Annotated in this window: 26 protein-coding genes and 1 other RNA gene; 18 read left to right on the top strand and 9 right to left on the bottom strand. The window is 29.9% G+C overall.

The window, feature by feature from the left end; translation table 11 throughout:
* Window positions 1-135: 135 nt before the first annotated feature.
* Complete coding sequence (xerD, locus tag FVF61_RS06300; RefSeq protein ID WP_148454489.1) at window positions 136-1032, top strand: site-specific tyrosine recombinase XerD; 897 nt, start codon at window positions 136-138, stop codon at window positions 1030-1032.
* A gap of 46 nt (window positions 1033-1078) precedes the next feature.
* Here the strand turns inward: xerD and rny are convergent, their stop codons facing one another.
* The 4 genes from rny to FVF61_RS06280 form a co-directional block, all read right to left on the bottom strand.
* Window positions 1079-2653: a ribonuclease Y gene (rny, locus tag FVF61_RS06295; protein WP_148454487.1), complete on the bottom strand. Its 1575-nt coding sequence runs from the start codon at window positions 2651-2653 to the stop codon at window positions 1079-1081.
* A gap of 52 nt (window positions 2654-2705) precedes the next feature.
* A non-coding RNA gene (gene ssrS, locus FVF61_RS06290) (6S RNA) lies at window positions 2706-2833 on the bottom strand.
* A 52-nt stretch (window positions 2834-2885) separates the two neighbouring features.
* Window positions 2886-3179, bottom strand: a complete 294-nt coding sequence (locus FVF61_RS06285; protein ID WP_148454485.1) for a cell division protein ZapA — start codon at window positions 3177-3179, stop codon at window positions 2886-2888.
* 15 nt (window positions 3180-3194) lie between these two features.
* A complete protein-coding gene (locus FVF61_RS06280; protein WP_148454484.1) occupies window positions 3195-3485 on the bottom strand; it encodes a hypothetical protein in 291 nt (96 codons plus the stop codon).
* 159 nt (window positions 3486-3644) lie between these two features.
* Between FVF61_RS06280 and FVF61_RS06275 the strand changes: the two genes are divergently transcribed.
* The 4 genes from FVF61_RS06275 to FVF61_RS06260 all read left to right on the top strand — a co-directional run bounded on the left by FVF61_RS06275 (window position 3645) and on the right by FVF61_RS06260 (window position 8863).
* Window positions 3645-5348 (top strand): M23 family metallopeptidase, encoded by a 1704-nt coding sequence (locus FVF61_RS06275; RefSeq protein WP_233586723.1) that lies wholly within the window; start codon window positions 3645-3647, stop codon window positions 5346-5348.
* A 54-nt stretch (window positions 5349-5402) separates the two neighbouring features.
* Window positions 5403-7820 carry a TonB-dependent receptor gene (locus tag FVF61_RS06270; RefSeq protein WP_148454540.1) on the top strand — a complete coding sequence of 806 codons (2418 nt, stop codon included), beginning with the start codon at window positions 5403-5405 and terminating at the stop codon, window positions 7818-7820.
* 53 nt (window positions 7821-7873) lie between these two features.
* Window positions 7874-8248, top strand: coding sequence for a hypothetical protein (locus tag FVF61_RS06265; RefSeq protein WP_148454480.1), 375 nt, complete (start codon window positions 7874-7876; stop codon window positions 8246-8248).
* Window positions 8249-8359: 111 nt separating this feature from the next.
* Window positions 8360-8863, top strand: a complete 504-nt coding sequence (locus FVF61_RS06260; RefSeq protein WP_148454478.1) for a hypothetical protein — start codon at window positions 8360-8362, stop codon at window positions 8861-8863.
* An 88-nt stretch (window positions 8864-8951) separates the two neighbouring features.
* Here the strand turns inward: FVF61_RS06260 and FVF61_RS06255 are convergent, their stop codons facing one another.
* Window positions 8952-10100 (bottom strand): cysteine desulfurase family protein, encoded by a 1149-nt coding sequence (locus tag FVF61_RS06255; RefSeq protein WP_148454476.1) that lies wholly within the window; start codon window positions 10098-10100, stop codon window positions 8952-8954.
* A gap of 129 nt (window positions 10101-10229) precedes the next feature.
* On the opposite strand from FVF61_RS06255, the gene FVF61_RS06250 reads away from it, so the two are divergent.
* Window positions 10230-11171: a hypothetical protein gene (locus FVF61_RS06250; protein WP_148454474.1), complete on the top strand. Its 942-nt coding sequence runs from the start codon at window positions 10230-10232 to the stop codon at window positions 11169-11171.
* On the opposite strand, the gene FVF61_RS06245 is transcribed toward FVF61_RS06250, so the two are convergent.
* Both FVF61_RS06245 and FVF61_RS06240 read right to left on the bottom strand, forming a co-directional pair.
* Window positions 11168-11731 (bottom strand): Smr/MutS family protein, encoded by a 564-nt coding sequence (locus FVF61_RS06245; protein ID WP_148454473.1) that lies wholly within the window; start codon window positions 11729-11731, stop codon window positions 11168-11170. The genes FVF61_RS06250 and FVF61_RS06245 overlap by 4 nt on opposite strands.
* Entirely contained in the window at window positions 11728-11931 is a 204-nt protein-coding gene (locus FVF61_RS06240; RefSeq protein ID WP_148454471.1) for a hypothetical protein, read from the bottom strand. Before FVF61_RS06240 ends, FVF61_RS06245 begins: the two co-directional genes overlap by 4 nt.
* Before the next feature lie 127 nt (window positions 11932-12058).
* On the opposite strand from FVF61_RS06240, the gene FVF61_RS06235 reads away from it, so the two are divergent.
* Together FVF61_RS06235 and FVF61_RS06230 are read left to right on the top strand one after the other, a co-directional pair.
* Window positions 12059-12346, top strand: coding sequence for a DUF2752 domain-containing protein (locus FVF61_RS06235; RefSeq protein WP_199757281.1), 288 nt, complete (start codon window positions 12059-12061; stop codon window positions 12344-12346).
* Window positions 12347-12355: 9 nt separating this feature from the next.
* On the top strand, window positions 12356-12682 hold the full coding sequence (locus FVF61_RS06230) for a CCC motif membrane protein (protein WP_148454469.1): 327 nt from the start codon (window positions 12356-12358) through the stop codon (window positions 12680-12682).
* Between the two features lie 81 nt (window positions 12683-12763).
* Here the strand turns inward: FVF61_RS06230 and rocD are convergent, their stop codons facing one another.
* Window positions 12764-14008, bottom strand: coding sequence for an ornithine--oxo-acid transaminase (gene rocD, locus FVF61_RS06225; RefSeq protein ID WP_148454467.1), 1245 nt, complete (start codon window positions 14006-14008; stop codon window positions 12764-12766).
* 334 nt (window positions 14009-14342) lie between these two features.
* Between rocD and rlmD the strand changes: the two genes are divergently transcribed.
* The 6 genes from rlmD to FVF61_RS06195 all read left to right on the top strand — a co-directional run bounded on the left by rlmD (window position 14343) and on the right by FVF61_RS06195 (window position 18337).
* On the top strand, window positions 14343-15752 hold the full coding sequence (rlmD, locus tag FVF61_RS06220) for a 23S rRNA (uracil(1939)-C(5))-methyltransferase RlmD (RefSeq protein WP_148454465.1): 1410 nt from the start codon (window positions 14343-14345) through the stop codon (window positions 15750-15752).
* A gap of 65 nt (window positions 15753-15817) precedes the next feature.
* Window positions 15818-16339 (top strand): DUF6452 family protein, encoded by a 522-nt coding sequence (locus FVF61_RS06215; RefSeq protein WP_148454463.1) that lies wholly within the window; start codon window positions 15818-15820, stop codon window positions 16337-16339.
* Complete coding sequence (locus tag FVF61_RS06210; protein ID WP_148454461.1) at window positions 16305-17036, top strand: DUF6048 family protein; 732 nt, start codon at window positions 16305-16307, stop codon at window positions 17034-17036. The genes FVF61_RS06215 and FVF61_RS06210 overlap by 35 nt, the downstream gene beginning before the upstream one ends.
* Before the next feature lie 126 nt (window positions 17037-17162).
* The gene (locus FVF61_RS06205) at window positions 17163-17396 is read left to right on the top strand and encodes a thioredoxin family protein (protein WP_148454459.1); all 234 of its coding nucleotides are present in this window, start codon (window positions 17163-17165) and stop codon (window positions 17394-17396) included.
* Between the two features lies 1 nt (window position 17397).
* Window positions 17398-17661 carry a DUF2024 family protein gene (locus tag FVF61_RS06200; protein ID WP_148454457.1) on the top strand — a complete coding sequence of 88 codons (264 nt, stop codon included), beginning with the start codon at window positions 17398-17400 and terminating at the stop codon, window positions 17659-17661.
* A 64-nt stretch (window positions 17662-17725) separates the two neighbouring features.
* A complete protein-coding gene (locus FVF61_RS06195) occupies window positions 17726-18337 on the top strand; it encodes a MarR family winged helix-turn-helix transcriptional regulator (protein ID WP_148454455.1) in 612 nt (203 codons plus the stop codon).
* 43 nt (window positions 18338-18380) lie between these two features.
* On the opposite strand, the gene FVF61_RS06190 is transcribed toward FVF61_RS06195, so the two are convergent.
* Window positions 18381-19538, bottom strand: coding sequence for a THUMP domain-containing class I SAM-dependent RNA methyltransferase (locus FVF61_RS06190; protein WP_148454454.1), 1158 nt, complete (start codon window positions 19536-19538; stop codon window positions 18381-18383).
* 93 nt (window positions 19539-19631) lie between these two features.
* Here FVF61_RS06190 and FVF61_RS06185 point away from each other — a divergent pair, with 93 nt between their 5' ends.
* The 4 genes from FVF61_RS06185 to FVF61_RS06170 all read left to right on the top strand — a co-directional run bounded on the left by FVF61_RS06185 (window position 19632) and on the right by FVF61_RS06170 (window position 22527).
* The gene (locus FVF61_RS06185; protein WP_148454452.1) at window positions 19632-20363 is read left to right on the top strand and encodes a class I SAM-dependent methyltransferase; all 732 of its coding nucleotides are present in this window, start codon (window positions 19632-19634) and stop codon (window positions 20361-20363) included.
* 49 nt (window positions 20364-20412) lie between these two features.
* Window positions 20413-21087, top strand: coding sequence for a ZIP family metal transporter (locus FVF61_RS06180; RefSeq protein ID WP_148454450.1), 675 nt, complete (start codon window positions 20413-20415; stop codon window positions 21085-21087).
* Between the two features lie 79 nt (window positions 21088-21166).
* A complete protein-coding gene (locus FVF61_RS06175; protein ID WP_148454448.1) occupies window positions 21167-21595 on the top strand; it encodes a DUF4268 domain-containing protein in 429 nt (142 codons plus the stop codon).
* A gap of 125 nt (window positions 21596-21720) precedes the next feature.
* Window positions 21721-22527 (top strand): LytR/AlgR family response regulator transcription factor, encoded by an 807-nt coding sequence (locus FVF61_RS06170; protein ID WP_148454446.1) that lies wholly within the window; start codon window positions 21721-21723, stop codon window positions 22525-22527.
* Window positions 22528-22536 lie beyond the last annotated feature (9 nt).

The following is a 22536-nucleotide window of genomic DNA, read 5'->3' as shown; positions in this document are numbered from 1 at the left end:
TAATTAACATAAGCTCCTAACTAATTGTTTATTTGAAATTTAAACATAAAGTTATTAACAATTTCAATAAAATATTAATTTTTTAGACACTAAAAACTTTAGTAACCACTAGATATTTACTTTATTTTTGTGTTAATGAAATGGTCTCAAGCATTAAAAGATTTTAAGTTATATCTAAAAATTGAAAGAGGGTTATCTACAAACTCCATTTCAAGTTATGGTTTAGATGTTGAAAAACTTATAACCTATTTAGAATTAAATGAAATTAATGAAACACCCTTAATTATTCAAAAAGAGACAATCCAACAATTTATTTATGATTTTGCTAAAACTGTAAATGCCAGAACGCAATCTAGAATGATTTCTGGTTTACGGAGTTTTTTTAATTACCTTATTTTTGAAGATTATAGAACCGATAACCCTTTAGAATTAATAGAGTCGCCTAAAATTGGCAGGAAACTTCCAGATACACTTTCATTAGAAGATATTAATAAATTAATTAATGCTATAGATTTAAGTAAACCAGAAGGTGAGCGCAATAGAGCAATTTTAGAAACTTTATATAGTTGTGGGTTACGTGTTAGTGAATTAACCAACCTGAAAATTTCAGATTTATTTTTTGATGAAGGCTTTATAAAAGTAACTGGAAAAGGAGATAAACAACGCTTTGTACCAATTGTAGATTCAACACAAAAGTTTATAAACTGCTACAAAAATGAAGTAAGAAATCATCTTTCAATTCAAAAAGGTCATGAAGATACCTTATTTTTAAACAGACGTGGAAAACAACTTACAAGAGCTATGATCTTTACAATTATAAAACAACTTGCAGTAAAGATAGATTTAAACAAAATAATTTCTCCACATACATTTAGACATTCGTTTGCAACTCATTTATTGGAAAATGGAGCCGATTTAAGAACCATTCAGCTTATGCTAGGTCATGAAAGTATTACTACAACAGAAATTTACATGCATGTAGATAAAAGTCATTTAAAAAACGTACTTCAAACATTTCACCCAAGAAAATAAAAAAGCCCACTAATTAGTGGGCTTATTCTTATCTATGTTTTAATGTTTATTTTGCTATGTTAACTGCTCTAGTTTCTCTAATAACAGTTACTTTAACTTGACCTGGATACGTCATATCTGTTTGAATTTTTTGTGAGATATTAAACGATAAATCAGAGGCATTTTGGTCTGAAACTTTTTCGCTTTCCACAATCACTCTCAATTCTCTACCTGCTTGAATAGCATAAGCTTTTTTAACCCCTCCAAAACCAAAGGCTATATCTTCCAAATCTTTTAAACGTTGAATGTAACTATCTAATACTTGACGTCTAGCTCCTGGTCTTGCTCCAGAAATAGCATCACACACTTGTACAATTGGAGATAATAACGAAGTCATTTCTATTTCATCATGATGCGCTCCAATAGCATTACACACTTCATCTTTCTCACCATACTTTTCTGCCCATTGCATTCCTAAAATAGCATGTGGAGTTTCCATATCTGCCTCAGCATCTGGCACTTTACCAATATCATGAAGCAATCCAGCACGTTTCGCTAATTTAGGATTCAAGCCTAATTCTGCTGCCATGACACCACAAAGTTTTGCTACTTCTCTCGAGTGTTGTAATAAATTCTGTCCGTAAGACGAACGATATTTCATTCTACCAACGACTTTAATAAGTTCTGGATGAAGATTATGTATTCCTAAATCTATAATGGTACGTTTTCCTACTTCAATAATTTCCTGTTCTATTTGTTTGGTTGTCTTTTTAACAACCTCTTCAATTCTAGCTGGATGTATTCTTCCATCTGTTACTAATTTGTGTAAAGATAAACGAGCAATTTCACGTCTAACAGAATCAAAACAAGATAGAATAATTGCTTCAGGTGTATCATCTACAATAATTTCAACTCCAGTTGCTGCTTCTATAGCACGAATGTTTCTTCCTTCTCGTCCAATAATTCGTCCTTTAACATCGTCAGATTCAATATTGAAAACAGACACACAATTATCTACAGCTTCTTCTGTTCCAATACGTTGAATGGTGTTAATAATAACCTTTCTAGCTTCTTGTTGTGCCGTTAGTTTAGCTTCTTCAAGTGTACTTTGAACATAAGCCATAGCATCGTTTTTTGCTTCTCCTTTTAAAGATTCAACTAATTGAGATTTAGCTTCTTCAGCAGACAAACTAGATATAACTTCCAATTGTTCTATTTGACTTTTATGAAGCCTATCTATTTCTTCTTGCTTTTTAGAAAGTATATCAGATCTATGGTTATAGTCTTTAATTTTATCTTCTAAACTTTGATTTAATTTAGTGTTTTTAGATAATTCACTAGATATCTGAGATTCTTTATCTCTAGTACGTTTTTCGGCTTCTGCCATTTTCTTGTCTCGAGACATGATGACTTTTTCATGCTCAGACTTTAATTCAATAAACTTTTCTTTTGCTTGAAGTATTTTATCTTTTTTAATGCTTTCTCCTTCATTATTTGCTTCTTTAATAATTGAAGCAGCCGATTTTTTAGCACCTTTTATAAGTTTCGAAGCATTATTTCTTTCTATTGCTTTAGCTATTATAAAACCAATAATGATTCCTAAAAGCACTCCACCTATAAGTAATATAATTGAGTTGTCCATGTTAGTTAATTTATTATATAAAAAAAGCCTACACTAGTTGTTGTTTTGATTTAAACTCCTTAAAACAAGTTTAGGGCTAACAAACTGATCAAGTATCTGCTCGAGATACTGACAAAAATCAGCACTAGCAGCTCGCTTTTACAGCTTAAACTCACCCTTTTTAAAGAAGTAATGTTGAGTTTTCCAAAAAATTAACTAATGTAGGCAGTAACCTTATTTATTTTAAAGAACGTTAAGAGCTTAAATGTACTTGTAACAAATTGTTCAAAGCTGTTAGCTTGTCTTCAACATGTTCACTTACATTTTCTTTATCTATAGTTTTTTGTTCTACTTGAGATGCAAATTGTAAAGCACACATGGCTAATACATCTTGTTTATCTCTCACAGAATAACTTTGCTCAAATTGATTAATCATTGTTTCAATGTTTTTAGCAGCTTTTCGTAACCCTTCTTCCTGATTTGGCTGAATAGTTAATGGGTATACTCTATTTGCTATTGAAAGCTTTATTTTAAGCTTATCTGACATTGTTGACTATTTACATTATTCAGATAATTGCGCAATACAATAATCAATCTCTCTAATTAATGTGTTTATTTTAAGCTTTGTTTCTCTTTTATTTTCGTCACTACCAAGCATTGTATTTGCAATTTTGAGTGATTCATATTTTTCTTCCCATGAAACAATTTCTTGTTTTTGGTTTTGAAGGTCTTGTTGAGATTTCTTCAATTCTTGCTTTAACTTTGAATTAGTTTTGTTTACCTCTTCCAACTTTAGTAAAACAAGGCTAATTTTATTTTCTAAAGCATCGACAATTTCTTCAATTTTACTCATTTACAATATTCAATACTTATTAGACAAAGTTAACATACCTTAATTTAAATTACAATTGTTTTTACATAAAATTTACAAAAGCATGTAATAAGTTGATAATCTTAGCGTAATAGTATACAATATATCTTTTGCAGATTTCGTTCAAATTAATATTTTAGCATGAATTTCTTTTCTATGAGAATTAGCTTACCATTTTTTTTATTTTTTAGTGCATTTTGTATGGCACAAGATTATTATCCGAAGGATTATTTTAATAATCCATTAGATGTAACTTTGGTACTTTCTGGTTCTTTTGCTGAATTACGTTCTAATCATTTTCATTCTGGATTAGACATTAAAACGCAACAAAGAGAAGGCTTAAAAGTATATGCATCGGCAGATGGCTATGTGAGTCGGATTAAAATTTCAACTTATGGGTATGGTAAAGCTATCTATATAACCCATCCAAATGGATACACAACGGTTTATGCTCATTTGCAAAAATTTTCTCCAGAAATTGAAGCCTATATTAAAAAAGCGCAATACGAAAAAGAGTCATTCGAAATAGAATTATTTCCTAATATTCAAGATTTAATTGTAGAAAAAGGAGAGCAAATAGGATATAGTGGTAATACAGGTAGTTCTGGTGGTCCACATCTTCATTTTGAAATAAGAGATAATGAGGAAAGACCCATAAATCCACTACTTTTTGGCATTGATATTAAAGACACAACCATTCCTGTTATTAAAAATGTTTATGCATACCCTATAGATGAAAACTCTCATGTTAACAAATCAAATGAGAAACAGAAACTTCGCTTAATTCCATTGGCGAATGGCAATTATACAGTTGAAAATATTGAAGCATTTGGGAAAATAGGATTCGCTATCGAGTCTACAGATAGACAAGATTTAGCTTATAATAATAATGGAGTATATAATATTAAAACTTTTTTTAATGGCAATAGTAAGATAGATATAGATTTTAAACGTTTTTCTTTTGATGAAACCAGACATCTAAATCAATTTATAGATTATGAACATTATCAAACTAAAAAAGAAAGACTTCAAAAATTGTTTATAGATAAAAACAACCCTTTAAGTTTATATCAGCAATCAGATAACAATGGTTATATTATAGTTGAAGATAGTACCTCTTCAGTTTACAAAGTAGCAGTAAAAGATTTCCAAAACAATACGTCTTGGTTAACCATAAATATTGAAGGTAAAAAAATTGATGACATTAAACAAAAAGATATATTTGAATCTCCTTATTTTATATATGCTGATAAAACAAATGAATTATTGCATAATAACATTTCAGTAGAATTTTATCCAGATACTTTTTATAATGATTTTTATATAGATTTTTCTGTGAAAAACGATACCATTTCGCTTCATACAGACATCATTCCTGTTAAAAAGCATTTTAAAATAACATACAACATAAGTAATTTCAATACAACTGATGCAGATAAACTTTATATAGCCAGATTAGTTGGCTATAAAAAGTATCCATGGTATTCTTCTACAACCAAAGAAAAAAACCTGATATACACAATTACTGACGATTTAGGGACTTATGCTTTAATATCAGACACTATAAATCCAACTATAAAACCTTTAAATTTTTCAGATGGTCAATGGTTAAGTAAATATCGATATTTGAAAATTAAAATTGATGATGGCGAATCTGGAATATCTAATTATCGAGCAACGGTAAACGGTAAATGGATTTTAATGGAGTACGATTATAAAACTAAAACATTAACTCATGATTTTAACGATGGCATAATTAATGAAACAAAAAATAATTTAAAGCTAATTGTTACCGATAATGTTGGAAATAATTCTACTTTTGAAATTACATTTTACAGAAAATAAAAAACTACCCTTTTGAACAATAAATATTATCTATTTAGTTTTTTCCTTTATTTGATATCCTACATAGGGTTCTCTCAATCAGGTACACTTAAAGGCGTTATTCTAGATGATGCCAAAAATCCTATCCCAAATGTAAACATTAAAGCTGGAGATAAGGGAACTATAACTAACGACAATGGTTTTTTTATATTAAAAATTCCTGCAGATCAAGATGTAATTGTTGAATTCACACATCTTTCTTATAAAAGTATTGTAGCGACTTTTAATTTAAAAAATGGCGAAGACATAGAGTTTCATCCTGTAATGAAAGAGTCTGTCGAACAAATTTCAACAGTAGTTATATCTAGTAAAAAAAGAAAAGACGTTGAAGGCATAGTAACTCTAGACCCACAAACAGTTAGATTGATTCCTGGTGCAAATGCTGGCGTAGAAAATTTATTAAAAACACTTCCTGGTGTAAGCAGTAATAATGAATTAAGTACACAATATTCTGTAAGAGGTGGAAATTACGATGAAAATTTAGTTTATGTCAATGGTGTAGAAGTGTATAGACCTTTTTTAGTTCGCTCTGGACAACAAGAAGGATTGAGTTTTGTCAACCCAGATATGGTCCAAAATGTTGACTTCTCAGCTGGTGGTTTTCAAGCAAAATATGGCGATAAATTAGCTTCTGTTTTAGACATTACTTATAGAAAACCTTACGATTTTGGAATTAGTGCAGATGTAAGCCTTCTAGGTGGAAGTCTTACTGCTGAAGCTATTAGCAAAAACACGAAACTTTCTGGAATTGTTGGAGTACGTTATAGAAACAATAGCTTATTTGTTAATGCTCAAGAAACTGAATCGAACTACGACCCTCAGTATTTTGACCTTCAAACTCAGATAAACTACAACTTTTCACATAAATTTACTGTTAGCTTTTTAGGAAATGCATCCATAAACAAATACAATTACGAACCAAAAACTCGACAAACAAACTTTGGAACCTTAGAAAATCCTTTAGCCTTATTGGTTTTTTACGAAGGACAAGAAAAAGATCAATATCAAACCTTATTTGGAGCCTTAAAAGGTACATATCTTTTAAACGACGATGTTACTCTTAACTTAATTGCTGCAAGTTACCATACAACAGAAGAAGAATATTTCGATATATTGGCACAATACAGACTTGGGGAAGTAAATACTAATATTGGAGATGAAGAGTTAGGTGAAGTAGAATTTAGCGAAGGTATTGGTGGTCAATTAAATCATGGCAGAAACGATTTAGATGCACTTATTACTAGTATCGAGCAAAATGGTAAATATACAGTTGATGAAAACGATTTTGAATGGTCTTTAAAATATACAAATGAAGACATTAGAGATAGATTAGTTGAATGGGAAGTAGTTGATTCTGCTGGTTTTTCTATCAATCCTCCAGATTTAGACTATTTTAACGATCAACCATATTCACCTTATGAAGGTCCATTAGTTGCTTTCCAAAATGTTAGAGCTAAAAACGAAACTACCATTCAAAGATTACAAGCTTTTTTACAATGGAGCAAAAGAACCTCTATTGGAGATAATGAGGTTTGGTTTAATATTGGTGCGAGAGTTCAAAATTGGACTGTAAGTGGTGAAGGAATTGAGAAAACAACACAAACTATTTTTAGTCCTAGAGCACAATTTGCAATTAAACCAAATTGGGAAAAAGACATGCTGTTTAGAATAGGTGGTGGAATTTATTCTCAACCTCCTTTTTATAGAGAATTAAGAGATTCTACAGGAACTGTTAGACCAGAAGTTGAAGCGCAAAAATCCATTCAGGTTGTCATTGGACATGAATATAGTTTTAAAATGTGGGAAAGACCTTTTAAATTAACTACAGAAGCTTATTATAAATATATTACAGACGTAAACCCATATACTGTTGAAAATGTTCGAATTAGATATAGAGCTACCAATAATGCAACTGCTTATGCTTATGGATTAGATATGAGGTTAAATGGTGAATTTGTTCCTGGAACAGAATCTTGGTTTAGTTTTGGCTATTTGAAAACTCAAGAAAATATTGATGATAAAGGTTATATTGCTAGACCTACTGACCAACGATTAAAGTTTGCAGCCTTATTTCAAGACTATGTGCCTAGTCTACCTAAATTAAAAATGTATTTAAACTTAGTTTATAACACAGGACTTCCTGGAGGCTCTCCAAGTTATGCTGATCCATATGAATATCAAAATAGATTACCAGATTACAAACGTGCAGATATTGGAATTCAATATGTAATTGTAGACCAAAACGAAACACATACAGGTTGGAGAAAACCCTTTAAATATCTTTCTCTAGGATTTGAAATATACAATATATTTGATGCACAAAATTCCATTACAAACACATGGGTTAGAGATGTATATAGTAAAAGACAATACGCTATTCCAAATTATTTAACGCCTCGTGTTTTTAATGTAAGAACAACAATGAAGTTTTAATAATTTAACATTCTTTTTTTTAATTATTAAAAACTCCAATCTACATTTGTTCTATGAAAAATTGGTTTAAAAATCTGGTTTCCTTCAGTCTTATACTTATATATTGTATAAGCTTAAGTGTATCAATTCAGAATTTTATAATCAATTCTCTTTTTAATGAAAATCAGAGTCATGATGTATCAGTATATCATTCAAATTCTAAATCTCCAACATCTTATTTAATTTCAGATTTAGAATCTTTTGAAAATGTTGTAATTGAGTCTTTCATTAATTTACAAACATCAGATTATAATAAGCAGTTTCAGATATTTAAACATATTGAAACTTACACCATATCTAAAGACAGTCAATATTTCTATAGAAGTAAAAACATCCATCCTGGATTAGATATAGAAAAACTTCTCTACCCTTTCCATACATTTTCTTAAAATTTCTTCTTTATTATTAAATAACTGCTATCATATTGAAAATCAGTTATTCTATTTAATTTACTATTGGCTTAATGCCAACAAAATGTATATATACTAAATAATATTAAAATGGAATCACAAAGCACAATCATTGGAGTTGTAATAGCTCTAATCATCATATTACCTCTCATCTTATTACAATTATCTCAAAAAAGTAAAAAGAAAAAATCTAAAGAAAGTTTTATTAATGAAGCCTTAAAAAGCAAATTAAAAATAAGCGATCCTGATTTTTGGGGAACATATTATGCAATTGCCATAGATGAAATGGCAAACAAAATAATATATTCTAAAATAATTGAGGCCAAACAGAACATTACAATAATTGATTTAAGTCAAGTAAACTCTTGCGAAATTGTAAAAACACATAGAACTTTCAAGAATAAAACAACTAATAAAATTGAAACAGACAGAATAGACTTGGTTATTGGCTATAAAACAGCAAGTAATTCTAAAAAGGTACTAGAGTTTTACAATGTAGATATAAACATAGAAATGAGTAATGAAATTGAATTGTTAGAAAAATGGGAAACAAAAATTAAGAATAGAATAATAAAAAAAGTTCAAGCAGCTTAAGTGTTAATTTGATTATAAAAAAACCTTCAGAATTTCATCTGAAGGTTTTTTATCTTATCTCTATATTCTATTCTCTTTTATCTAAAATCTATTTCTCTACAAATTCTTTCAACACACCAATTACATAGTCTATCTCTTCTTTGGTGTTGTATTTACAAAACGAAAATCTAATGGAAGGTTTTTGTCTATCTTCTTCATTTAAAATTTGCTCTAACACATGAGACCCTTTGCCACTTCCACTTTGACAAGCACTTCCTTTAGAACAAGCAATTCCTTTTAAATCTAATTGAAATTGAAGGGTTAATGCTTTTTCAACAGACATAGGTAAACAGATATTTAATAAGGTATAAGTGCTTTTTGAATTGTCCGAACAATTTCCATTAAACTTAACTTCTGGAATTGCTTTTTTAATTTCAGATTTAAAATAATTTTTCAATCCCTCTACATATTCTCTCTCTTCATCTAAATTTTCATAAGCTAATACAAATGCCTTTTCTAAGCCCTTTATGTTATGAACAGGTTCTGTTCCAGCTCTAAAACCTCGTTCTTGAGAACCTCCAAAAATTAGTGGTTTTAAACTGTTACTTTTTCTTATAAATGCAAATCCAATACCTTTTGGTCCATGAAATTTATGAGCTGCAGCAGTCATAAAATCAATAGGGGTTTTTTGTACATCCCATTTATAATGTCCAATTGACTGAACGGTATCACTATGAAACAAAGCGTTGTTTTCCTGACAAAGTTTTGCTACTTTATCGATATCTAATAAGTTTCCTACTTCATTATTAACATGCATTAAACTAACAAGTTTTCTCTCATCATTCGCTTTTAATAAACGCTCCAAATCATTATAATCTGGTGTACCACATGCTTGAAGCTTTACAAATTCTATAGCAACATCATATTCGTTTCTAAGTTCTTCAACAGTATGTAAAACTGCATGATGCTCAATTGTCGATGTAATAATAGTTGTAACATTGGCATCTCTAACAGCACAACGCAAAATCATGTTATCAGCTTCAGTACCTCCAGAAGTAAAAATAATTTCTTGCGGTGAAGCATGTAATTCTTTTGCAATAGTTTTTCTGGTGTTTTCTATAATAGATTTTGATGCTCTTCCAAAAGCATGAGTGGATGAAGGATTACCATAAGAATTTAATAAAGCGTCTTGCATGACTTGAATAACTTCATCTCTTACTTGTGTAGTTGCAGCACTATCAAAATAAACAGGTTCCATAAACGTATTTTAGCATGATATAAAAATCACGATTAAGGGGACAAAAATAAAGCAATTATAATTATTTACAAGAAGCCTCGTTGTATATTTACTAAATCTTTTATTTTTGTTCAAAATTCTAATAATACTATGCGAAAATTAATAACACTCTTAACAATCTTACTTTTTGTGACTTCATGCGATGATGGAGATATTATTTTAGTAGAATTAGAATTTGATAACACGTTTGAAACCTGTGGAGAATTGGTTTTTTACAATGTTAAGGAGTTACCTGCAGAATCTATTTCGTTACAAATTAGTTCGCCAGCAACAACTCTTGATGAAATTTTAGAGTTAATCTATATTGATACAGATTCTATATTAGTAGTATTGGCTAATCCTATAACTGAAGGAACTATAGATGGCGTTAATAACTTATTAAATTATAGAAGTTATGCTTCTTATTCAGATAATTTATTTTGTAACGATGTGCCACCTTCTAATTTACAAATAACTGAAGATCAATCTAGCATTTCTGGTAATTACACAATTACAACAATATATACTGAAGATGATAATGACGGTATTCCTGCTGAAATGGAAGATTTAAATAATAATGGTAATTTATATGATGATGATACAGATGGAGATGGATTGCCAAATTTTTTAGATGAAGATGACGATGGAGACAACGTGCTTACAAGTACAGAACTTATTGATTATGATATGGACGATGATGATGATGATCCGTTAACAGATCCACAAGATACTGATGGAGATGGTGTGCCAAACTATCTGGATAATGACGATGATGGAGATTTAGTCTTAACAATAAATGAAGAAAACATTACTCAAGATTTGAATCCTTCAAACGATTATACCAATCCAACAATTGCAGATTATTTAAATCCACAAATAGCCACAATTGTTCTTGCTACAGAATATAGACCACATAATATTAAACAAACGTATGAAGTGTCGCTTATTGTAGATAGTATTACGTTTCCTACTCTTAATCAAGATGTATTTGATTTTGGAATGCTTCAAGATACAAGAACATCTAGCACAAGAACTGTAACACCAGATTTTTAATCTTTTTCTGTATTCTGAAAAATATAAACTTCTGTTGCACCAGAACCATATTTTTGATAATTAGCATCATAGAATTTCACGTTATTATATCTGCCAAATAGATATTCGAGCTCAATTTTTAAAACACCTTCTCCTACACCATGAATAAAAACCACTTTTTGAATGCGTTTTCTAATAGCAAATTCAAGTTGTTTTCTGGCAGTATCTAATTGTAGAGTAAGCATATCGTGATTACTCATTCTACCAGATTTGTCAGTTAATTGATGAATATGCAAATCTACTTCCATGGTTGGTTCGAAGCGTTCTTTAACTTTTTTCTTTACAGGAGTCTTTCTTTTAATTGATTCTTTTTCTTTTAAGACGTCTTCTAGTGGCACATCTAAGAATGAATTTTTTTTTAGCTGAGATTCATTTTTAATAACAACCAATTCGTTAGCTTGGAATTCCATGTCAAAACCTTCGGTAGTTTCAATGGTAATATCAGAGCCATTAATTTTTTTAATAAATCCAGACAAATCTTCATCTAAGACTGATACCTTATTTCCAACTTTGAAAATCATTCTATATCCTGTTTAAAATCTTCATCCTCTTTATTTTGTTTACTAGGAATGGTACTAGATATTCTAAACAAACCAAACATCAAAATAACGATTCCTAAGATCAAAATCACAACATCTTGCCCCTCTCCTGCTTGTGCATAAATAGCTACAATACAACCTATTACTATTAAAATATAATTTATATACTTGTTAAAATTCATTTACAACTGTATGTTTTATCAATTTAACAAATATAGAGTTAAGTAAACAATAATCAATAAAAAGGTTGTAGTTTCAAATAAATAATAATCTAGATTTTATACCTTTAATAAATCTAACTAAAGGATTATGATGTCTTCTATAGAAGATTTTATGTTACCATGCCTAAACAAACAAATCTTAGGATTTGAATGTTTAGGCTGTGGTTTTCAAAGAGCTTTTTTATTTTTAATAAAAGGTGAGTTTTTAGCTGCATTTAAAATGTATCCAGCTATTTATACTTTAATTCCGTTATTCCTTTTTATTGGAATCAATTTTTTCTTTAAATTTAAACATTCAAATAAAATCATTAAAATACTTGCTATAGTAAGCATTAGCATTATTATTGTAAGTTATACATTTAAATTTATCAATTAACGATCACTTATGGAAAAACAAAATCTCAATCCAGCTCTTGTTTATGTTTTAGCAATTTTAGGTTTATTATGCTGTTGTTTTGGAGGACTTGGATTTATTTTAGCTGGAATTGCATTTTTTATTGCTTACAATAAATTGAAACAGGTAGAAGAAAACCCTGAAAATTATGACCCAAATAGTGTAAATGCAATGAATACAGCTAAAATAGTTGCTATGTCTATTTTAATTATTAACATATTATATCTAGGGATGACTATCTATAGAATTGCTACTATTGGTTGGGATGAAATAATGCTTCAATCTGAAATCATGATGGAAGAATGGGGTAATCAATAAACATGTATTAATTTATAATAAAAGCGACCAATTGGTCGCTTTTATTATTATTTGAATTTTAATTAATGTTTCAAACTACTCTTATGCCTCAAATTGCTTTAAAGTTTTAACAATAATAGATACACAATCTAATAATTGCTCTTCATTCATCACCAAAGGTGGCGCAAAACGTATAATGTTTCCATGAGTTGGTTTAGCTAATAATCCGTTATCTCTTAAAGCTAAGCATATATTCCAAGCTGTTTCACTTTCTTCATCATCGTTGATAACAATGGCATTCAATAAACCTTTACCTCTTACTAAACTTACTAAATTCGTTGTTTCAATATATTTGTTTAATTCGCTTCTAAAAAGTTTCCCAAGGTTATCGGCATTTTCTGCTAGATTTTCATCCCTTACAACCTCAAGAGCAGCAATTGCCACAGCAGCTGCAACCGGATTTCCTCCAAAAGTAGAACCATGATTTCCTGGTTTAATAACATTCATTATATCATCATTAGCCAATACAGCACTAACAGGATAAGCTCCTCCACTTAATGCTTTTCCTAGAATTAAAATATCTGGCTTGACATTTTCATGGTCTACTGCTAATATCTTTCCTGTTCTTGCAATACCTGTTTGTACTTCGTCTGCTATAAATAACACATTATATTTTTCACATAAAGCTTTTGCTTTTGTTAAATATCCTTCACTAGGCACATAAACTCCAGCTTCCCCTTGAATTGGCTCAACCAAAAATCCAGCCACATTAGGGTTATTTTTTAAAGCAGACTCTAACTCATTTAAATTATCATAATCAATCTTTATAAATCCATCTGTAAAAGGGCCAAAATGTTTACGTGCTACAGGATCGTTTGAAAATGATATAATGGTAGTTGTTCGACCATGAAAATTATTTTTACAAACAATAATTTCGGCTTCTTTATTTTCAATTCCTTTAACTTCATAAGCCCATTTTCTACATATTTTTAGAGCAGTTTCTACAGCTTCAGCTCCAGTATTCATAGGTAATAACTTATCAAATCCAAAAAACTCGCAAGCAAATTTTTCGTATTTTCCAAGCATGTCGTTATAAAAAGCTCTCGAAGTTAATGTCAAGGTTTGTGCTTGATGCACCATAGCACCAACAATTTTTGGATGACAATGTCCTTGGTTAACAGCAGAATATGCCGAAAGAAAATCGTAATATTTTTTTCCTTCAACGTCCCAAACATAGACTCCTTCTCCTCTACTTAATACTACTGGAAGTGGATGATAGTTGTGAGCGCCATACTTGTTTTCTAAATCTATCGCTTGTTGCGATGTTAATTGGTCTAAAACAGCCATTTTTATTATAATTTAAAGTTTCATGTCTCTATTTAAAGACACCGTTTGACATTTTATTTTAAACAAATATTAATAATTAATCTCTATTTACGAGTAAAATAACCATTCCTACTGTACCTTTATTTTTTCAGATAATCTGAAAAAGCAGCGTGAGAGAGAAATCATCCCTTAGGGCTCGCAAATTAATAAATATAAGTGTCTAATTAAAATAATTATAAAACAAAACGAACAAGGAAATAAGCATCATTTTAAAATTAAACCATTTTAATTATAAAACTTAAAAATTCGCAATTCTTATCTCGCATATAGTAAATCCTTTCATTACTTTTGCAGCATGTCAAGACGAAATAAAAAACAAGTATTTACAAACGTAGATGTTATAGATGCTGGAGCTAAAGGAAAAACCATTGCTAAAGCAGCAGATGGAAAAGTAATTTTTTTACCTAATGCTGTTCCAGGAGATATAGTAGATGTGCAAACCTTTAAAAAAAGAAAATCTTATTATGAAGGAAAAGCCATTGCTTTTCATAAACTATCTGATAAACGTACGACTCCAGTTTGTGAGCATTTTGGCACCTGTGGAGGCTGCAAATGGCAAGATATGGGTTATGAACACCAATTGTTTTTTAAGCAAAAAGAAGTGGTTAATAACTTAACGAGACTTGGTCATCTAGAACTACCTGAAGTTACACCAATTTTAGGTTCTGAAAATGAATATTTCTATAGAAATAAAATGGAATTTTCGTTTAGTGATAGTCGTTGGTTAACATTAGAAGAAGTTCAATCTGATAAAGATTTAGGAGATAGAAATGCTCTAGGGTTTCATATTCCAGGAATGTGGGACAAAATTCTTGACCTTAAAAAATGTCATCTACAAGCAAATCCTTCTAATGCCATTAGAAATGCTGTAAAAGAATTTGCTGTTAAAAATGACTTTGAATTCTTTAATACCAGAAATCAAACTGGATTGTTACGTACTTTAATGATTCGCACCTCTTCCACTGGAGACATCATGGTCATGCTTCAGTTTTTTAAAGATAATGTAGAAAAGAGAGGATTATTATTAAATTATTTAGCTGAAACATTTCCTGAGATAACATCCTTACAATATGTTATAAACGAAAAAGCTAACGATACCATTTACGATCAAGAGGTTATTTGTTACAAAGGACAAGACCATATTTTTGAAGAAATGGAAGGCCTAAAATTTAAAATAAATGCCAAATCTTTCTATCAAACAAATTCAGAGCAAGCATATCAATTATATAAAATAACTAGAGACTACGCAGGTTTAACTGGAAACGAATTAGTTTACGATTTATATACAGGAACTGGTACTATAGCTCAATTTGTTTCCAAACAAGCTAAAAAAGTAATTGGTGTAGAAGCTGTTCCTGATGCCATTTTAGCCGCTAAAGAAAATGCACAATTAAATGGTATTGAAAACGTTGAATTCTATGTTGGAGATATGAAAAATGTTTTTAATAAGAATTTTATAAAAACTCATGGACATCCAGACGTGATTATTACTGATCCACCAAGAGATGGAATGCATAAAGATGTGGTACAACAAATATTAAATATTGCACCTAATAAAGTGGTGTATGTTAGCTGTAATAGCGCAACTCAAGCTAGAGATTTAGCTTTAATGAAGGAGATTTATAAAATTACAAAAGTAAGACCTGTTGATATGTTCCCACAAACGCATCATGTAGAAAATGTTGTACTTTTGGAAAAACGATAAATTCAGTTTAAAGAATAATAACACTCCTAGCCTAACAAAGAGTCTTTATTAAAATAATTAAAAAGTTGAAAAAAATAATAGCCTTACTTCTACTCTCCCTTACAGTAACTAACTGTGAAAAAGATGATATTTGCTCTGAAAGTACTGAAACAACTCCCAGAATGCACATTGCATTTTACGATATCAATTTCCCAAGTACAGATACACCAAAAAACGTTGTTAAATTAAGAATTAATGGAATTGGAGATCCAGATCCAGGAGTTTTACCAGGATATGATGGCAGCAAAAATTTAAGCGAAGCATATTTACCTTTAAAAACAACAGAAGGCTCAACACAATTCATATTACATAAAAACTATAGGTTAGATGATAACGATAATGTTCTTGGAAACCCAGATACTATAACCGTTAGTTACGTAAGAAAAGATATTTATGTATCTCGTGCTTGTGGCTATAAAACAATATTCGAAAATGTGATTATAACAGTAGATGATGATGGAGATAAATGGATCCAATTAGTTAGAGCACAAAACGACAACCAAACCATAGAAAATGAATCTGACATACATTATAAAATATATCACTAATCCTCTTTTCGTTTTGCTTCTCTTATGTGCTACTACCCAAGCACAAAATGATAGTATAATAAATTCAAAGACAGATTCCATAAAACATAAAGAAAATTATGGGTTACGTTTAGGTGGCGATTTAAGTAAAATTGTTAGAACACTTATTGATGATGAATATAAAGGCTTCGAAATTAATGCAGACTTTAGACTTACTAAAAAATGGTATTTAGCTGGAGAATTTGGGGCAGAAGATAAAATTACAGATAACGATTATTTAAATGTAACAACAAAAGGTACATACTTTAAAGTTGGAGTAGATTATAATGCATATGAAAACTGGTATGGCATGGAAAACATGCTTTATGGTGGATTTCGTGTTGCTGCTAGTAGTTTTAGTCAGACCTTAAATAGTTACAGTGTCTATTCCCAAAATCAATATTGGACACCACAATATAGCTCAGATGTTGGTGAAGAATTTAGTGGCTTAACAGCCATTTGGGGAGAGTTTATAATTGGTATTAAAGCCGAAGTGTTAAACAATTTATACATTGGTTTAAATGCCCAATTTAAATATATGATGACTCAAGACGAACCAAATAATTTTGAAAATCTATACATTCCTGGTTTTTATAAAACTTATGATAGTGGTGGCTTTGGCTTTGGTTATGGTTATTCTATTTCTTACCTAATCCCTTTCTATAAAAAGGAAAAGTAAATCTATTTCACTTATTCTAAATCATTTGGATGATTTAATTATGTTAAAATTATAATCAAATGATATTTTGTTAGGATTCCTTACTATATTTGTTATGCAATAATGCATTAATTAAAATATAAGATCATGAGTAAGTCTATTTTTTATCACGCAGGATGTCCAGTTTGTATAAGTGCAGAACACGATATCATAGAATTAGTTGGAAAAAACAATGTAGAAGTTGTTAATATTGGTGAAATTAGAAACAGAATAGAAGAAGCTGAAAAAGCAGGTGTAAAATCGGTTCCAGCTATGGTTACACCTACTGGTAACGTACTTCATATCAATTATGGAGCTTCAATAGCAGATGTAAAAGGCTAAGATGAAGGTATCCGTTTGGGACACATATGTCCAAAGAAAAGATGGCAATATCATGCATTTTGATATACTGGTACCTAATAATATCACAGATGAAGAAATCATTATTAATTTTGGTAAACTGTATTTAAAAAGCAAACCCTTTGAAACTGGGAAACTAACATCATCAGAATGTAACTTTTGCCATGTAGAACAAGCAACCGATGACATAGTAAAAAATATTGAAAAGCTAGGTTTTCATATAATTGAAATGGAACATTGCAACTAATTTAATTAGGATAACTAACTTTGCCTGTCAAGTTTATCTTGATAGGCAATTTTATATATAACTTATGACTGATTCTATTTTTAATCCAGAATTTCAAAATCAAAATACGTCTAGCAAAATTATTGTGGCTTTAGAACGTATATCTGAAGCTTTTAAAGTCCTTCTTTGGGATAAAGCCAAAGAGTTTGGCTTAAGTCCAATTCAAATCCAAATGTTGATTTTTGTGGCTTATCATAAACAAGATTTGTGCAATGTAAGTCATTTAGCAAACGAATTTAATATTACAAAACCTACTGTTAGCGATGCTGTTCGAGTACTTATAAAAAAAGGGTTAATAGAAAAAGATTTTTCATCAACAGATAGTAGAAGTTTTTCTATCTTCTTATCAAAAACTGGAAAAGAAACGATTAAATTAATTGAAGATTTTGCCAATCCTATAAAATCAAACTTGGAAACTATAAACGAAAACAAACTTGAAGACCTTTTTAGTACTTTAAGTCAGGTTATTTATAAATTAAATCAATCAGGTGTTTTAACGGTTCAACGTACTTGTTTTGGATGTAAATTTTATGAAAACAAAGACAATACACATACCTGTAATTTGTTAGAAAAAGAACTTCGTACCTCAGATATTCGATTAGATTGCCCTGAATTCGATGCTAAATTAACTGCTTAAACATAAAAGCATTTATAACTGAAACTGTAACTGAGACTGAATATTAATTATTATACTTCGCCTTTTTACTTCCTTCGTACATCACGTATTTAACAAAACGTGCTTCTAGCTTGGCATTTACCAAATGTATTTTTCTGGAAGGTCTTAACCCAACGTGCTTTAATGCATCTAAGTTAGATGTTATAAACCAAGCGTCTGTTCCTGGATAGCCTTGTTTAAGTGTATCGCCAATATGTTTGTAAAATTCCTCCATTTCAATATCCAATCGTTCTCCATAAGGAGGATTAAAAACCATGTGCAGCTTATCTTCACCAGCTTTTTGGGTTTTAAAGAAATCTTCGTGCTTAATACTTATAAATTCTTCTAAATGCGCATTTTTAATATTGTCTTTGGCTTTGGCTACAGCACTTGGAGATTTATCATAACCCATAATTTTATAATGAAAATCTCTGGTTTTACTTAAAAGCGATTCTTCAATTTTTTCAAACAAATCCACATCCCAATCTGCCCAACGTTCGAATGCAAATTCCTTACGCATTAAATTTGGTGGAATATTACAAGCAATCATAGCTGCTTCAGCCAAAATGGTACCACTTCCACACATGGGATCCATAAAGTCACATTGACCATCCCAACCAGAAAGCATGACCAAACCTGCTGCAAGCACTTCGTTGATGGGAGCAATATTGGTAGCAGTTTTATATCCACGTTTATGTAAAGAATCTCCAGAAGAATCTAAAGAAATATGACATATCTCTCTGTCTATATGTACGTTAATCTTTAAATCTGGAAATTTTAAATCTACATTGGGCCGTTGTCCTGAAGTGTCACGAAACTTATCTACAACTGCATCTTTTGTTTTTTGTGCGACATATAGCGAATGTGTAAACACATTGGAATTAATAGTTGCATCTACAGCAAGTGTTCCTGTTGGTTTTAAATAAGCTTCCCAGGACATGTTATAGATTTTATCGTATAAATCCTTTTCGTCTTTTATCTTAAATGTTTCAATAGGTTTTAAAATTTTAATAGCTGTACGTAAGCCTAAATTAGCTTTGTACATAAAGCCTTTGTCTCCTGTAAAACTAACATTTCTCACACCTATTTTTACATCTTGTGCGCCAAGTTGTGTCAGTTCTTTTGCAAGTAATTCTTCAAAGCCAAATAAAGTTTTGGCAACCATTTTAAAATTATTCTCCATTGCAGACATTAAATAGATTGCAAAAATACAGTATTTTTGTGGCAACTTATATTTTATAAAATTAAAAGATTCCTATTTTCTTAGGAAATAAATATGAATAAAAACGCAACACAATGGTATGCATCTTGGTTTGACACACCATATTACCATATTTTATATAAAGATAGAGACCATGAAGAAGCTCAAATGTTCATGGACAATCTTACCAATTATTTAAACCTTCCAGAAGATGGCAAAATCCTTGATTTAGCTTGTGGAAAGGGAAGACATTCGGTATATCTAAATTCTTTAGGTTATAATGTAACTGGAGTCGATTTATCTGAAAATAGCATTGCTTATGCCAAACAATTTGAAAATGAAAGTTTGCATTTTGAGATGCATGATATGTGTAAGCCGTACAATAAAAAATTTGATGCCGTTTTTAATCTGTTTACAAGCTTTGGGTATTTTGATGACGAAATAGATAATCTTAAAACGATAAAAGCCATACAAGCAGATTTAAATGAAACTGGCTTTGGTGTCATTGATTTTATGAATAGCGATTTTGTGATATCTAATTTAGTTCCAGAAGACACAAAAACAGTTGAAGGGATAGACTTTAAATTAAAACGCTATGTAAAAGATGGTTATTTATTTAAAGACATCTCTTTTAAAAATGAAGAAGGTGATTTTAATTTTCATGAACGTGTAAAAACCTTCACTTTAAAAGATTTTGAAGTGCTATTTGAAAAAGCAGGTGTACATTTATTAGATGTGTTTGGTGATTATAAATTACGTAAGTTTGATAAAAATACGTCGGAAAGATTGATTATGATTTTTAAATAGGTCGACAAAAGATATTAATATTTCTCATTTTACTGAGTTTTAAACACTTATGAACAAATATTTATTACCCATTTTTGCAGTTCTTGTAGGAGCTTTAATAGTGTTCGTCTTGAAACAAAAAAAAGGTCTTTTTACAAGACTCCTACTCTCATTTAGTGGTGCATTCTTATTGGCTTTAACACTTTTCGATTTATTACCAGAAGTCTATCATCATCTAGAAGCCAAACAAACAGGCTTATATATTATGTTTGGGATTTTACTACAAATAATTTTGGAATTCTTTTCCAAAGGTGCAGAACATGGACATATTCATATACATAAAAACAACACCAATTTTCCATGGTTACTTTTTATTAGTTTATGTATACATAGCTTTTTAGAAGGATTCCCTATCCATCAGCATAATGATATGGTTTATGGTGTGTTAATACATAAAATCCCGATTGCTACACTAATCACTAGTTTTTTGGTGCAATCCAATTATAGCAAAATGCAAATTGCAGGTTTTTTAATTTTCTTTGCTATCATGACACCTTTAGGAACTTTTATTTCTAATAACACGAGCATAGCTGAACATTATATATATGTTATTAATGCCGTTGTAATTGGAATATTTTTCCATATTTCTACCATTATATTGTTTGAAAGCAGTGAAGGACATAAATTTAATATGTCAAAATTATTAGCTATTTTATTTGGTGTGGCAATTGCTTATATTATTTAGCTAATGGCTAATGGCTAATGGCTAATGGTAAAAATCTAATATCATAAATCGTTAATCTCTAATCGTAAATCTTTTTATCATGTTCAGTAAAGAAGAGTCTAGACTATTAAAACAAGAATTTTGGACTAGTTTCGGAAAATCTTTTCCCAGAAAGTGGCTGTTATACGATACGAAAATAAAAGGTTTAAGTTTTAAATTTCATTTCGATACCAAAATAGCTTTAGTAGCTTTAGATCTTGAAGACGACCTAGAAGAACGCATCAATCATTGGGGAAAATTACTAGCTTTAAAATCTATTTTATTGGATGAGTTTTTACCAGAAGCCATATTTGAAGAAGAATATTTTTTAGAGAATGGTAAAGAAATTTCTAGAATCTATGTGCTTTTAGATACTCCTGTCTCCATTCATAATAAAAAATCTTGGCGAATTGTTATGGAATTCTTTAATGAATACATGAGCAAATTTGAATCATTCTTTGAAGAATATCAAGATATTATTAAGGGTTAAACCAACCTTGACATTTTAAATAAATTAGGCTAACTTAGTTCCTGTCTACAAACATCTACTATAATAGAAATATTATTTAAAGTTAGTACAAAGATGTTGTACGCAAACTTAATAGTAACAAAAAATTGGAACAATCAATTTACAAAAGGGAAATACTCAAAATATCAAAATTTGATAAAATACCTTTATATATCATTATTGTGGTTTTTGTTTTTCTACTTGCTGTGCTTCAGGATTATATATTTAGCAGCATACAACAAACAGGATTTTATATCTCAGAATCATTGCTTTACAATACGTTTTGGATTTTTTTCATTCCATTTACTTTTATTATAAACAAACTAATAAAAATCATTAATCCTAAAAATAAATTGGGCAAATTACCTTTAAATTTAGGAATTGGTTTAATCATTAGTGTTCTTCATATACTATTTTTTACATCTATATTCATTTTGGTTAGCAATTTGGTATTCACACCTGCACATAGCTTTTCAAATATTATTAAAGCTGCCTTTTCAAATCAATTTTATATAGCTTTACTATGGTATGTAATTTTTCCTGCTATTTATATTTCAATTTATAAAAAACCTCACTTAACCAATTTTTATCAAGAAAAAATAAAGCTAAAAATTGGTTCAAAAATTATAACAATTCCCACATCTTCAATACTACTAATTTCGACCGATAAACCGTATTCAATTATTTACACAAAAGATCAAAAAATTTTAGATAATAAAAGTTTAAAAGAATTTGAAACAAGACTTGACCCAACTATCTTTTTAAGAGTACATCGTTCTACAATTATAAATGCCAAATACACAAAGGAGCTAAAATCAAGAAGTAATGGTGATTATGATGCAACACTTGAAAATGGTCAAGTTATTAGATTAAGTAGGCATTATAGAGGCAATTGGCAACAACTACTCCAGTAAACCAATTAT

The organism is Xanthomarina maritima (genome assembly GCF_008084905.1).
In the GTDB taxonomy this organism is placed as follows: Bacteria; Bacteroidota; Bacteroidia; order Flavobacteriales; family Flavobacteriaceae; genus Xanthomarina; species Xanthomarina maritima.
The sequence above is the reverse complement of the archived record's forward strand: the minus strand, read 5'-3'. Positions and strand labels throughout refer to the sequence as shown.